General features: G+C 69.5%; 14 protein-coding genes. 5 read left to right on the top strand and 9 right to left on the bottom strand.

The genetic code is table 11. The annotated features are described in order from the left end of the window. Positions 1 to 121: 121 nt before the first annotated feature. From ACIBX3_RS46200 to ACIBX3_RS46165, 8 genes are all read right to left on the bottom strand, one after another. On the bottom strand, positions 122 to 568 hold the full coding sequence (locus ACIBX3_RS46200; protein WP_397127030.1) for a hypothetical protein: 447 nt from the start codon (positions 566 to 568) through the stop codon (positions 122 to 124). 149 nt (positions 569 to 717) lie between these two features. Then, positions 718 to 1611, bottom strand: a complete 894-nt coding sequence (locus ACIBX3_RS46195) for an RNA polymerase sigma factor RpoD/SigA (RefSeq protein WP_397127029.1) — start codon at positions 1609 to 1611, stop codon at positions 718 to 720. Positions 1612 to 1620: 9 nt separating this feature from the next. Next, positions 1621 to 2007 carry an STAS domain-containing protein gene (locus ACIBX3_RS46190; protein ID WP_397127028.1) on the bottom strand — a complete coding sequence of 129 codons (387 nt, stop codon included), beginning with the start codon at positions 2005 to 2007 and terminating at the stop codon, positions 1621 to 1623. A gap of 53 nt (positions 2008 to 2060) precedes the next feature. Then, the gene (locus ACIBX3_RS46185; RefSeq protein ID WP_397127027.1) at positions 2061 to 3038 is read right to left on the bottom strand and encodes a phosphotriesterase; all 978 of its coding nucleotides are present in this window, start codon (positions 3036 to 3038) and stop codon (positions 2061 to 2063) included. Positions 3039 to 3078: 40 nt separating this feature from the next. Next, positions 3079 to 4515, bottom strand: a complete 1437-nt coding sequence (locus ACIBX3_RS46180) for a methionine--tRNA ligase (RefSeq protein ID WP_397127026.1) — start codon at positions 4513 to 4515, stop codon at positions 3079 to 3081. A 123-nt stretch (positions 4516 to 4638) separates the two neighbouring features. Then, positions 4639 to 5406 (bottom strand): APC family permease, encoded by a 768-nt coding sequence (locus ACIBX3_RS46175; protein ID WP_397127025.1) that lies wholly within the window; start codon positions 5404 to 5406, stop codon positions 4639 to 4641. Positions 5407 to 5410: 4 nt separating this feature from the next. Then, positions 5411 to 5869, bottom strand: a complete 459-nt coding sequence (locus ACIBX3_RS46170) for a universal stress protein (protein ID WP_397127024.1) — start codon at positions 5867 to 5869, stop codon at positions 5411 to 5413. A 28-nt stretch (positions 5870 to 5897) separates the two neighbouring features. Then, positions 5898 to 6749, bottom strand: a complete 852-nt coding sequence (locus ACIBX3_RS46165; protein WP_397127023.1) for a DUF998 domain-containing protein — start codon at positions 6747 to 6749, stop codon at positions 5898 to 5900. 214 nt (positions 6750 to 6963) lie between these two features. Between ACIBX3_RS46165 and ACIBX3_RS46160 the strand changes: the two genes are divergently transcribed. Both ACIBX3_RS46160 and ACIBX3_RS46155 read left to right on the top strand, forming a co-directional pair. Further along, on the top strand, positions 6964 to 7314 hold the full coding sequence (locus ACIBX3_RS46160) for a MerR family transcriptional regulator (RefSeq protein ID WP_397127022.1): 351 nt from the start codon (positions 6964 to 6966) through the stop codon (positions 7312 to 7314). Beyond that, positions 7311 to 8285 (top strand): aldo/keto reductase, encoded by a 975-nt coding sequence (locus ACIBX3_RS46155; RefSeq protein WP_397127021.1) that lies wholly within the window; start codon positions 7311 to 7313, stop codon positions 8283 to 8285. The genes ACIBX3_RS46160 and ACIBX3_RS46155 overlap by 4 nt, the downstream gene beginning before the upstream one ends. Before the next feature lie 60 nt (positions 8286 to 8345). On the opposite strand, the gene ACIBX3_RS46150 is transcribed toward ACIBX3_RS46155, so the two are convergent. Beyond that, on the bottom strand, positions 8346 to 9266 hold the full coding sequence (locus ACIBX3_RS46150) for an anti-sigma factor RsbA family regulatory protein (protein WP_397127020.1): 921 nt from the start codon (positions 9264 to 9266) through the stop codon (positions 8346 to 8348). Between the two features lie 181 nt (positions 9267 to 9447). Between ACIBX3_RS46150 and ACIBX3_RS46145 the strand changes: the two genes are divergently transcribed. The 3 genes from ACIBX3_RS46145 (at position 9448) to ACIBX3_RS46135 (ending at position 12320) form a co-directional block, all read left to right on the top strand. Beyond that, positions 9448 to 9999: a DUF1707 domain-containing protein gene (locus tag ACIBX3_RS46145; protein ID WP_397127019.1), complete on the top strand. Its 552-nt coding sequence runs from the start codon at positions 9448 to 9450 to the stop codon at positions 9997 to 9999. A gap of 294 nt (positions 10000 to 10293) precedes the next feature. Beyond that, positions 10294 to 10668 (top strand): hypothetical protein, encoded by a 375-nt coding sequence (locus ACIBX3_RS46140; protein WP_397127018.1) that lies wholly within the window; start codon positions 10294 to 10296, stop codon positions 10666 to 10668. 185 nt (positions 10669 to 10853) lie between these two features. Beyond that, a complete protein-coding gene (locus ACIBX3_RS46135; protein ID WP_397127017.1) occupies positions 10854 to 12320 on the top strand; it encodes a DUF2079 domain-containing protein in 1467 nt (488 codons plus the stop codon). Position 12321 lies beyond the last annotated feature (1 nt).

Raw genomic sequence — 12321 nt, 5'->3', positions numbered from 1 at the left:
GAGTTCGCTGTCGAGGCCGTGATGTGGCTCGTCCCGGTCGTCGTACTGATCGGGCTGGCGCTCCTCGTCACCGCGTGAGCCAGGGGCCGCACCGCTGATCGGCCGGCCCCTGGCGGGTCGGTCAGCGGTAGTACCTGTAGGACACGTACGTGCTGGCGTAGTACCTGAAGGCGGCGCCGTCCAGGTAGTTGTTGTAGGCGTTGTTCAGCCGCGCGGTGCGCACGGTGCAACTCGCGTACCTCACCCCGTAGGACCTGATCGTGCCGATGTAGTCGGTGCACGTTCCGACCCGGCGGCCGTTGATGCTGAGCCGGGCGTTCAGGCGTGAGTTGTAGAGGTACTTGCCGGAGATGTTCTTGACCCGGACCCGGATCGTGCAGGTGTCACGGCACCTGCCGAAGGAGACCTTGGTCCTGATCAGCTGCCTGGCGGCGCTGACCGTGGCCTTCGACTCCGTCGCGGCGCTCGCGGAGGTGACCGCGGAGGACGTCGACGCGCCGGCGGGTGCCGCCATGAGCGTGGTCGCGGCAGCCGCCACTAAGACCATGCCGGCAAGATTCTTGATCATTCTGCCCCCTGTGCAGAGTCGGTCGCTCCCCCCTTGGCAGCGACTCGTGCCTGTCTGATTACTATCAGGAAGGCGGGCAGGTCATCATTTAGCCCCACTGATCCGATACGAAACGGTTATCCGTTTATGTCGGTCTTATCGGGCTTGCGCTATGAAGCCCACGACAGCAACGGCCCACCCTGCCTGAGCCGTTTCAATGCCTGTTTCTCCAGCTGGCGGATGCGTTCCCGGGTCAGGCCCAGCTGCTCGCCGATCTCCGTGTACGTCTGGACCTCCTGACCGCTGAGCCCGTACCGGAGCCTGATGACGAACGCCTCCCGCGGCGGCAGCGTCGTGACCACCTGGTTGAGCTCGTCGCTCATGGCCCGCTGTTCGGTCAGCTCCTGCACCTGTACCCCGTCCTCGTCGGCGAGCAGGTCGCCGATGCGGCCCTCGCCGTGCTCGCCGACCGGGACGTCCAGGCTGACCATCTCCTGGCCCAGCAGGCGTAACGCGGCCACTTGCCGCGGCGAGCGCTCGGCCGCCGCGCCGAGCTCGGCGTCGGTCGGCTCCCTGCCCAGGTCCACGGCCAGCTGCCGCTCCGCCCTGATCAGCCGCGACAGCTCCTCCGCCACGTGGATCGGCAGCCGTACGGTGCGGCTCTTGTCGTGGATGCCGCGCTCGATGGCCTGGCGGATCCACCACATCCCGTACGTCGAGAACTTGTATCCCCGCCGGTAGTCGAACTTCTCCACCGCCCTGATCAGTCCGAGATTGCCCTCCTGGATGATGTCGAGCAGCGGCAGGCCCCGGAAGGAGTAGCGTCTGGCGGTCGCCACCACCAGCCGGAGGTTGGACCTGATCAGCAAGTCCTTGGCGCGCTGCCCGTCGAGTGCGACGAGTTCGAGCTCTGGCGTACCCTCACCACGCTCGATCAGATGGCCCGCGTACAGGCCTGCCTCGATCCGCCGGGCGAGGTCGACCTCGTCCGCGGCGGAGAGCAAGGGGGTCTTTCCGATCTGCTCCAGGTATAAGCCGAGCAGGTCGGGCTCTTCGGCCGACATGCACGGGGACTACCCGGTAAACGGCGGCGAATTCCCGGCTTCGTTGAGTTCGGCGATGGCCAGCTCGGCTGTGCTGCGGATGTCGAAGAACTTGTCCAGCGCGGTGATCGCGAACAGGTGCTTGCACCGGCCGTTGAGCCCGGACAACAGCAGCCGGCCGCCGGAGGCGGTGACGGCCTTGTGCAGGTAGACCAGCACGGACAGCCCGGAGGAGTCGCACACGCTGACGGCCTGCATGTCGATGACGAGCAGTGGGGGCTGGGTGAGATCGAGGGCCTTGGTGACGCGGTCGCGAACCTCGGCAGCGGCGCCGAAGTCGAAGTCTCCTGTCAACCTCGCGATGACGCAGGGTCCCTGGAGCCCGAGGCTTATGGACAAGGCCTGCTCCGAAGTCACCCAGCTCCACCTACCAACGTTGCTCTTCCGATCCCCGCCGCTTGTCGACCACTTTACGAGAAGTAGCGCTTCGGGTTGAACACCAGCATCTGCTCAATCTGGTCATCGGTCACACCCGAGTCCAGCAGTGCGGCCAAGACGTCGTCGTGAATGTGATCGTAGCGCCAGTTGGGCGCCAGCGTGCCGCGGGCATCGTCCCAGGAGCCGCCGAAGTAGTCCATGAAGCAGGCGGCGTCGTGGCTGAGCACCATGCGGTCGGCGTACCCGCGCTCGCACAGCGCCGCAATCGTGGCGACACGCTGCGCGGTCGGGTTGAAGACGTCCAGGCCGAACCGGTCCATCCCGAGCGTCGCGCCGGTGTCGGCCAGCCGCATGAGGTAGTCGAGGTCGTTGGTGTCACCCGCGTGCCCGACGACCACCTTGGTCAGGTCGGCTCCCTCCTTGGCGAAGAGGTCGAGCGCGATCATCCCGCTCTGCGTGAAGGAGTTGGTGTGGACGGTGATCGGCGCGCCGGTGCGCACGTGCGCCTGGGCGACGGCCCGGCAGATGCGTTCGACTCCGGGCGTCAGCCCTTTCTGCTCGACCACGCACTTCAGGAACGCCGCCTTCACGCCGGTGTCGGCGATGCCGTCGGTGAGGTCGCGGACGAAGTCGTCGATCATCGGGTCCGGCACGTCCATCATCAGGCCGGGGCCGCGGTGCTCGTACTGGTGCGGCAGTTCCTCGAAGGAGTAGATGCCGGTCGCGACGACGATGTGCAGGCCGGGCACCTGCGCGGCGATGCGCTGGATGCGCGGGATGTACCGGCCGAGGCCCCACACCGTCGGGTCGACGATCGTCCGGACGCCCTTCGCGGCCAGCGCGTTGAGCTTGGTGATCGCGTCCGCGACCCGGAATTCCTCGTCCCACCAAGCACCTTTGCCGTAGTTGTCCAGGTGCTCGGTGGCCACGACGAACACGTGCTCGTGCATCAGGGTCTGACCGAGATCGTCCACGTCCACGGGGCCGCGGACGGTGTTGACGCTGGGCATGGGGCCTCGCCTCCGTACCGGCTGGTCGGTTTGCGCCAACCTAGACGCCTACCCGACCGCCGTCAACGGCCAACCTGGGGTAGAGCGGCGCGGGACGCGCCAGCCGGTCACCGCCCACCGCCGCCGCCACGCGTGCCGCCGCCGTGGGCAGGAAGGGCTCGAGTTGTACGGCCAGCGCCCGGCACGCGTGCACGAGCGTGCCCAGCGACGCCTCCCGGCCCGCCCGGTCCTGCCGCCAGGGCTGGGTGCGCTCGACGTACCGGTTGGCCTCCTCGACGATCGTCCACACGGCCGCGGCCGCCCGCCGGAAGTCGTAGTGCTCGAGCGCCGCGTGCACGGTGTCGGACACCGTCCCGGACACCTCGGCCAGCTCCTCGCCGGGGGCGGGCACGTGGCCGTCCAGGAAGCGGCAGACCATGGTGACGACCCGGCTGACGAGATTGCCCAGGCCGTTGGCCAGGTCCTCGTCAGCCCTGGCGATCAGGCGCTCCTCGGTGAAGTCGGCGTCGCCCACGCGGGGCACCTCGCGCAGCAGCCACCACCGCACGGCGTCGGTCCCGTACGCGTCCACGAGCGCCACCGGATCGACCGCGCCGCCCGACGACTTGCTGATCTTCTGCCCGGCCACCGTGAGGTAGTCGTGCACGAAGATCTCCGTGGGCAGCGGCAGGCCGGCGGACAGCAGCATCGCGGGCCAGTACACGGCGTGGAACCTGATCACGCCCTTGCCCATCAGGTGCGCCTTGCGCCGCTCGGTGACCCACCAGCGGTCGAAGTCGCCGCCGTCGAGCGCGGTGATGTAATTGGCCAGCGCGTCCCACCACACGTAGACGACCTGCGCCGGGTCGTCCGGCACCGGGATGCCCCAGCCGCGGGCGCGGGCGGCCGAGCGCGAGACGCTGATGTCCGCCAGCCCCGCCTCGACGAACGCCAGCACCTCGTTCCGCCGCGCGACCGGCTCGATCCTGAGCCGCCCGCCGCGGATCAGCTCGGTCAGGACATCCTGGTAGCGCGAGAGCCGGAAGAACCAGTTCTCCTCCGAGACGGTCTGCAGCGGCTCCCGGTGGCCCTCGGGACAGGGACCCTCGGCGTAGAACTGCTCGCAGCCCACGCAGTAGAGCCCTTCGTAGTGCCGCCGGTAGAGGTCGTGCGCGACGGCCCGCCAGATCCGCTCGACCCCGGCGCGGTGCCCGGGATGGCTGCTCGTCCGGATGAAGTTGTCGAAGGACAGGTCCAAAGGGCCGCGGAGCCCCTCGAACGCGGCCGCGTTCCGGTCCACCAGCTCCCGCACCGGCACGCCCTCCGCCTCGGCGGCCAGCACGTTCTTCAGAGAGTTGTCGTCGGTGCCCGTCTGGAACCGCACAGGCTCTCCCCGCCGCCGGTGGTGCCTGGCCAGCACGTCGCCCTGGACGAGTTCCAGGGCGTGGCCGAGGTGCGGGCGGGCGTTCACGTACGGGATGGTCGTCGTGATGTACATCAGGTGCCTCCCAAGGGGCCCCGGACACGACGAGAGGCCCCGGATCGCAGGGCCTCAACAAGACGTCGCCGATGAAAGCCCCTACGGGCTCATCATCACCGGCGAGATCGTCATGCCCCCATGCTAACCGTTGCGGTGCCGCACCAGCCACACGATGGGCCCCACCGCGAAGACCGCCAGCCCACCCAGCACGGACACGACCGGCAGCGCGCCGAGCGCCGCCACCGCCGCGCCCACCCCCACGACCGGCGCCGGCCACCCGGCGCCGCCCTCCTTGACGAGATCCGCGAGGGGCGCCTCCGACCTGGCCAGCAACTCGGGATGGAGCACGCGCAGCGCCCCGATCGCGACCAGCGTGTAGACCACGAGCGCGATGGCCAGGGCGATGCCGATGGCCCGGGGGATGGTGCGGGCCGGGTCGCGGACCTCCTCGCCGAGCGTGGCGATCCTGGCGTATCCAGCGAACGCGAAGAACAGCAGCCCGCCGCCCTGCAGCACGCCCCACAGATCGACGCCGTCAGACGGTGTGTGGAGGGCGGCCTCGGACTGGGGGGTGTAAGCGAAAAACGTGATCGTCGAGTCGCCGAACAGGCCCACGACGATCACGGCCACCAGCACGGCCAGTACGAAGGCCACGATCACCTTGGCGACCCCGGCCGAGCGCTGCACGCCGTACAGGTTGAGCACGGTCAGCGCCACGACCGCGCCGATGGCCAGGGGCCTGACGAGGGCGGGGGCGACGTACGCGCCGAAGGGCCGCCGGCCGGGCGGAGGAGGTGGCGTTGCAGTACGCCACGACGGCGGCGAGCGCGAGCGGCCGCATCCCGCCGACAAGGTGAACCGGGGCCCGGTTACGGCCGGGAGAACGCGGCGAGGCGGGGATGCGGTCACGAGGTCAGGCGTGGCCCTCCGGGGAGGGCACCACCAGGACCGGCCGGCGCGTGTGGTGCAGCACCCGGTCCGACGTGCTGCCCATCAGCAGTGAGCGCACCCCGCCCAGTCCCCGGGTGCCGGTCACGATGAGCTTGGCGTCGATCTCGTCGGCCACGTCCACGATCGTCGCCCACACCGCCACCGCGTCCACGTCGCAGCGCGGGGTGGCGTCCAGCCCGGCCTCCCGGGCCAGGTCGGCGCCGTGCCGGGCGAGCTCGCGCATCGCCTCTGCGAGCGCCTCGTCCCCCGCGAAGTCGCCCTCGATGCCCGTCATGAGCCCGGCCGACGCCCTCGCCGAGGTCATCGCCAGCCGCTCCCACACGGTCAGCACCACGGCGGACTCGCCCTTCAGGATCTGTCCCGCGAAGGCGATGGCCGCCTTGGCGTCGTCGGACCCGTCGTACGCGATCAGGATCGTCATTCCAGCCCTCTATCCAGGGCGAACGCTTTCACGCCTGGCGAACGACCGGCCGCGCCACCAGCGAGCGCCGACCGGACGGCACCGGCGAGGGAGTGCCGTCGACTGGAGGAGCGGCGGGAGCGGAGCGACCAGAGCGGGGGCCGCGAGGGAGTGCCGTCGCCTGGAGGAGCGGCGGGAGCGGAGCGACCAGAGCGGGGGAAGGCGGCGGCGTATGGCGACCGAGCCGCCTCACGGAGTGAGGCCATGAGGAGACGGCGGCGTATGGCGACCGAGCCCGCCTCACGGAGTGAGGCAATGAACGCAGCATCGACAGCCCGGCCACCGCCAGCACCCCAAGCTCCGTCATGACCACGGCCCGCTGGGTCAGCCCGGCCGGGATGTCGTCGTTGGTGAGCGGGATGCCGAACATCCGCACCACGTACGGGATCACCACCAGCAGCAGCGCGCCGAGCGCCAGCCCGCAGAGGATCCGCATCGCCTTGGCGTACCGGATCTTCGCCTTGGCCAGCAGCAGACCGGCGATGGGCATCACCAGGAAGGCGGCGAAGGCGGCGTATCGGTGGATGCCGCCCGACAGGGACAGCGGCACGCCGGGCCGGTCGGTGGGAAAGGCGCCGATCAGGAACATGCTCGTGCCCCACGCCAGCAGCAGCCCCACGATCCAGCGGTTCATGCCGGCCCGGCGCATCGCCTCCGCGATCAACGCCGACCCCACGGCGAACAACGTCAGCGAGGCGGGCAGGAGCCAGCCGGACGCGTGGAAGGCGTACTCACTGATCACGCTGTGCAACGGGTCGAGGCCCGCCTCCGCGTGCAGGGTGACCATGGCGCCGGTCCCGATGCCGACGGCCGCGAATCCACTGACAAGCAATCCCTTCATGCCTCAAAGCTCGTGGAACGCGGCTTCGCGGAGTATCGGAGATCGGCCCGAAAGGGCCCTTAAACGACCCTTAGTACTTAGGTCGGGGCTGCCTCCGGGGACCCGTGCTGAGCTGTGCGGAAGTAACCCTGGGTAGGGCCTGCCCCCTCAGGGTGGGTACAGGGGTCACCCTCCGATTTGACTTAGAGCGCACTCTAAGGGCGAACCTGAAGACATGACGATCCAGGAGGCCGCGCAACGGTCCGGCCTGAGCGCTCACACACTCCGATACTACGAGCGGATCGGGCTCATCCACTCCGTCGGCCGCAACGGCAGCGGGCACCGCGATTACGCGGAGGAGGACCTCCAGTGGCTGGAGTTCCTCACCAAGCTCCGCACGACGGGCATGCCGATCGCCGACATGTGCCGGTACGCCGAGCTGCGCCGCATGGGGCAGCACACCGCCGACGAGCGCAGGCGGATGCTCGAGCTGCACCGCGAACGCGTCCAGGCCAGGATCGCCGAGCTCACCCAGGACCTGAAGGTACTGGACTACAAGATCGATCTTTACAAGGAGTTGGCATGAACAAGCGCGTTCTCGGATCGGGCGGCCCTCGGGTCTCCGCGCTCGGTCTCGGCTGCATGGGCATGTCCGAGTTCTACGGACCGGCCGACGAGACGGAGTCGATCGCCGTCATCCACCGCGCACTCGATCTGGGCATCGATTTCCTGGACACGGCCGACATGTACGGCCGTGGAGCCAACGAGGAACTCGTCGGCCGCGCCATCAAGGGCCGCCGTGACGAAGTCGTGCTGGCCACCAAGTTCGGCATCAAGCGCGACGGCAGCGCCCGCTCGATCGAGAACAGCCCGGAGTACATCAGGGCAGCCTGCGACGCCTCGCTCCGGCGCCTCGGCGTGGACCACATCGACCTCTACTACATGCACCGCCGCAACCCCGACGTGCCGATCGAGGACTCGGTCGGCGCCATGGCCGAGCTCGTCGAGCAGGGCAAGGTGCGTCACCTGGGCCTGTCGGAAGTGAGCGCCGGGACGCTGCGCGCGGCGGCCGCCGTCCACCCGATCGCCGCGTTGCAGAGCGAGTACTCCCTGTTCACCAGGGGTCTGGAGGCGGAGATCCTGCCCGCGGCCAGGGAGGTGGGCACGGCGCTCGTGGCGTACTCGCCGATCAGCCGCGGCCTGCTGACCGGCGCGCTGCCGCGTGCGGAGGAGCTGCCTGCGGACGACTTCCGCCGCCACTTGCCGCGCATGGCGGGCGAGAACGCCGAGCACAACGCCAGGCTCGTGAGCGAGGTGACGAGGATCGCCGCGGCGGCCGGCGTCACCCCGGCGCAGCTGTCGCTGGCCTGGCTGCTCGCGCAGGGCGAGGACGTCGTGCCGATCCCGGGCACCAAGCGGCTGAAGTATCTGGAGGAGAACGCCGCCGCGGCCGACGTCACGCTCACGCCCGGACAACTCGCCGCGCTGGACGCGGCCGTGCCGGCGGACGCGGTGCGCGGCACCCGTTACCCGAACATGTCCGAGGTCGGGCGCTAGGCCACACGTGATCGCCCTTCCCGCGCCTCGTGACGTCCCTTGGGGGGCGGGATCGAGGCGCTAGGGCAGGTCGAAGTAGGCGCGGATGGTGGTCGCGCCGGCCCTGGTGTGGACGCGTACGAGATCGCTGAGCAGGTTGACGATGAGCAGGCCGCGCGAGCCCGCGGTGCGCGGATCGACCGGCCTGCGGCCCGCCAGCGGGTCGGTGATGTGGCCTTTGTCGGTGACCTCGCACACCAGCCGGCCGTCCGCCCCCCATACCCGGATCGTGCCCGAGCCGCCGCCGTGGTCGAGGCTGTTGGCGCCGAGCTCGGCCACGGCGAGCCGGATGTCGTCGAGCCGGTCCCCCTCGAAGCCCATCGCGGCGGCCTGCCGCGCGGCCAGGCCGCGGGCCGCCGACAGGTTGGTGCGGTCGAACCGCAGCGAGACGAACTCCCGCGGCTCATCAAGCGACCGGTTGTGCCACTCGACCACCAGGTCGGGCGCGTAGTCGTCGCTGTGCCACTCCCCGGACGCGTCGCGCAGCACGGGGTGGGTGCGCGCGGCCTCGCGGATGATCTCGGGATCCAGGCGCACAGCGTCGTACGGGCACAGGATCGTGACGTGCCGGCCGGCGAACGACAGGTTGATCAGCGCCTCGTGCTGGGCGCAGGCGGGATATTCCGTCAGGGTGCGCCCCGGCCAGATCGGCTCGCCGATGATCCGCACCTGGCGACCGGGGTGGCGGTCGGCGAAGTCCCGCAGCACGGCGGGGATGATCCGCCCCGGGTTGCGCCCGGCCACGCCCATGTCGAGCAGCCGCACATCCCCGGCGTCCGCGCCCAGCTCGGACGCGATCATGGCGAGATTTCCAGCGGGGACCGCGACCGCGACCGGCTCCCCCACGGCCAGTCCCTCACGCACGAATGCCGTGGTCGCAGCCACGTATTCCTGGTCGCTCCGGTAGAAGAGCGCCGGGTGGGAGAATGTTTCGGCCAGCATCGGCTTTCAGGCTACCCAACGATGATGTCTTCATGGCGATCCGTTGGGTACCTACTACGGTGTGAAGAGAGTCCAGGTCATCCGCCGCCCCCGCTACCCACGCCGGCTGCAACCCCTCGATCTGCGCACCCCTTCTGGCCGGCAGCTCCCGTTCTGAGCGTGATGAATCTATGCTCATAACATGTCGGAATTGCAGATGCGGGTCTCCGACGAGGACCGTGAGCGCACGACGCACCGGCTGCAGCACGCGTTCACCGAGGGCCGGCTGACGCAGCTGGAGCTCGAGGACCGGCTCGAGCTGGCCCTGACCGCGAAGACCTACGGCGACCTGCTGGGCCTGATCACCGATCTCCCGGCGGAGCAGGCGGCGGTCGACGACGTGATCGAGCTGGAGTCGAAGAACGGCCACATCAAGCGCTCCGGCGACTGGGCGGTCCCCCGGCTGCTGCGGATCTCGTCCAAGTACGGCAGCGTCGAGCTCGACTTCTCCGAGGCGGTCGTCCCCCATGCGGTCGTGAACGTCGAGCTGGACCTGGCGTACGGCTCCGCCAAGATCATCCTTCCGGACGGCGCGGCGGCGAGCGTGGACGCGTTCCGGAGCGACTACAACCGGCCGAAGACCTCCGTGCCGAGCCGGCCCCAGCCAGGCGCGCTCTACGTGGTGATCAAGGGCCGGTCGAAGTACGGCGGCCTCACCGTGCGCTATCCGCGCACGCGCTGGTTCTCCCACTGATGGGACAGCGGTACGTGGTGCTCGCGTTGCTCTCTGTGTGGCGTCGTCCGGCCGACCTCGGTGACGGCGAGCCTGGCCGGTCGGCGCACGTGGCTGCTCACGGACCTGTTCGCGGGGTTCCTCGCCTACCTGGGGCTCCTGGATCTTCCGCGGCCCGGACCGAAGCAGATCGTGCAGGTCTGTCGCACGGCTTTACGTCGGCTTGATACCGATGGTGTTACTGGGGTGCAAGCGTCGATCAAGTCTGGGCCCATAATGTTCCCTTCGTTCGCTAAACCTACGAAGGGCACGGAAATGACTCCCCCTCGTCGTCGCCTGGCCGTCGCGGCCGCGACGTTCACTCTTGCCGTCTTCACCACCGCCTGTGGTGCCCTGGGGCAGGCCGTTGACTGCAACGCCGCCGCCAATGACGCCGCCAAGATCATGACGGACTGGAGCTCCGACGTCACCAAGAACGCCACGGACGCCAAGGCCATCGGGACGGCCTCGAAGACGGCGGCCGACAAGACCAAGGATCTCGCGGGCAAGTACGACGGCGACCTCGCCGCCGCGCTGAACGAGCTCGCCTCCAGCTTCGAGACCATGGAGAAGGGCGATCTGAACGGCGTCACCGAGTTCACCGGCAAGATGAACAGCTTCCAGAGCAAGATCACCTCAGCCTGCTCCTGATCTGGTGAGAAACCTGCGCAACGCACTGCCGCCGCGCGGCCACGGGGGGCGCGACAGTAAGACGGCGGTCTGAGGAGCAGGTTTCCGGCCGGTCTGGGACGCGCGGTCGCCGCTCCGCCTGTGGGGGGCAGGTCGGCGCGGCGGCCGCGCCACATTGGGGCGGATTCGTTCTAGTCTTGTCGCCCGTGACGGGTGACAAGATCGCGGCGCCGGCGGGGGCGGGTGTCGCCACCGCCTGGTGGAGAATCAACCTCACCGGCCACCGTGTGAGAGTGGGCGCGATCACGCTGCTCGCCGCGGTGGCCTATGCCGTTGTCGGGCTGGTGAAGCTGGCCTCCTTCCGGGCCACCGCGTTCGACCTGGTGATCTTTGACCAGGCGGTGCGCAACTACGCCGCCTTCCGGCCGCCCTACGCCCCGGTGCTCGGCATGTTCCACGGCCGGGGCATGGACTACCTCCAGCTCGCCGACCACTTCTCCCCCATCTACGCGCTGCTGGCCCCGTTCTACTGGATCCACGACGGACCCGAGACGCTGATCGTGGCGCAGGCGGTGCTGTTCGCCGCCGCGATCCCGTTCCTGTGGCGCTTCACCAGGCGCGTGCTGGGCGTCGTGCCGGCGTACCTGGTCTCCGTCGCGTACGCGCTGTCGTGGCCGGTGTCGCAGGCGGTCGCGTTCGACGTGCACGAGGTGATGTTCGTCCCCCTCCTCACCGCGATCATGATCGAGCGCTACCACGCCGGGCGGACGCTGCCGGCGCTCCTCGCGATGGGCGCACTCCTCCTGGTCAAGGAGGACATGGGGCTCATGGTGGCGGGGGTCGGCCTGTGCCTGTTCGTCATGGGCGAGCGGTGGCGGGGCACGCTGTGCGCGATGTTCGGCATCGGGGCCGTGCTGCTCACCCGCGGGCTGGTGACCTGGGTATTCGGCGGCGATGCCAAGGACTTCTGGGCCTACGGGCACCTCGGGCCGGACATTCCCGGCGCACTCCTCGGGATCATGCGTGATCCGCTCGCCGCCCTGCTGCTGCCCTTCAGCGAGGAGGCCAAGGTCGACACGCTGTTCCTGCTGGCGTGGCCGACGCTGATGTTGTGCCTGCTCTCGCCGCTCTCACTGGCGGCGCTGCCGCACGTGCTCGAACGCATGTTGTCCGACCGCGCCCAGTGGTGGCAGTCCGACTTCCAGTACAGCGCGTTCACGGTGGTGATCCTCTTCTGCGCGGGCGTGGACGGGCTGGCCAGGCTGCTGCGGCGGCTGGAGCGCTCGGACGACGCGGCGCTCAAGCTGGCCTGGTCCGCGGCTGCCTGCGCGATCGCGCTCACGCTGGTCCCCAAGTTCGCGTTCGACCAGCTCTACCATCCGGCCTTCTACAAGGAGCCCAAGGCGGCGGCCGCCGCGGAGGCGGTGAGCAAGGTTCCCTCGGGCGTCACCGTCGAGGCCGTCAACTCGCTGGGGCCCGCGCTCACCTCGCGCGCCACCGTCCTGCTGTGGTCGCCCACCTCGCACGGCGCACCGTGGGTGGTGGCGGACACGGCACGCTGGGAGTACCCCTTCGGCGCGTTCGAGGCCCAGGTCGCCAAGGTCAACGAGCTCCAGGCGCAGGGGTACGTGAAGGTCTTCGAGCGCGACGGCTACGTGGTCCTGCGCCGCTGAC

Source organism: Nonomuraea sp. NPDC049480 (assembly GCF_044465905.1).
Taxonomy (GTDB): Bacteria; Actinomycetota; Actinomycetes; order Streptosporangiales; family Streptosporangiaceae; genus Nonomuraea.
The sequence above is the reverse complement of the archived record's forward strand: the minus strand, read 5'-3'. Positions and strand labels throughout refer to the sequence as shown.

Coding starts and splice junctions, on each gene's coding strand:
- ACIBX3_RS46170 (WP_397127024.1), bottom strand. CDS start 5,869: ATGACGATCCTGATCGCGTACGACGGGTCCGACGACGCCAAGGCGGCC.
- ACIBX3_RS46145 (WP_397127019.1), top strand. CDS start 9,448: ATGTCGGAATTGCAGATGCGGGTCTCCGACGAGGACCGTGAGCGCACG.
- ACIBX3_RS46150 (WP_397127020.1), bottom strand. CDS start 9,266: ATGCTGGCCGAAACATTCTCCCACCCGGCGCTCTTCTACCGGAGCGAC.
- ACIBX3_RS46195 (WP_397127029.1), bottom strand. CDS start 1,611: ATGTCGGCCGAAGAGCCCGACCTGCTCGGCTTATACCTGGAGCAGATC.
- ACIBX3_RS46155 (WP_397127021.1), top strand. CDS start 7,311: ATGAACAAGCGCGTTCTCGGATCGGGCGGCCCTCGGGTCTCCGCGCTC.
- ACIBX3_RS46140 (WP_397127018.1), top strand. CDS start 10,294: ATGACTCCCCCTCGTCGTCGCCTGGCCGTCGCGGCCGCGACGTTCACT.
- ACIBX3_RS46185 (WP_397127027.1), bottom strand. CDS start 3,038: ATGCCCAGCGTCAACACCGTCCGCGGCCCCGTGGACGTGGACGATCTC.
- ACIBX3_RS46160 (WP_397127022.1), top strand. CDS start 6,964: ATGACGATCCAGGAGGCCGCGCAACGGTCCGGCCTGAGCGCTCACACA.
- ACIBX3_RS46165 (WP_397127023.1), bottom strand. CDS start 6,749: ATGAAGGGATTGCTTGTCAGTGGATTCGCGGCCGTCGGCATCGGGACC.
- ACIBX3_RS46180 (WP_397127026.1), bottom strand. CDS start 4,515: ATGTACATCACGACGACCATCCCGTACGTGAACGCCCGCCCGCACCTC.
- ACIBX3_RS46200 (WP_397127030.1), bottom strand. CDS start 568: ATGATCAAGAATCTTGCCGGCATGGTCTTAGTGGCGGCTGCCGCGACC.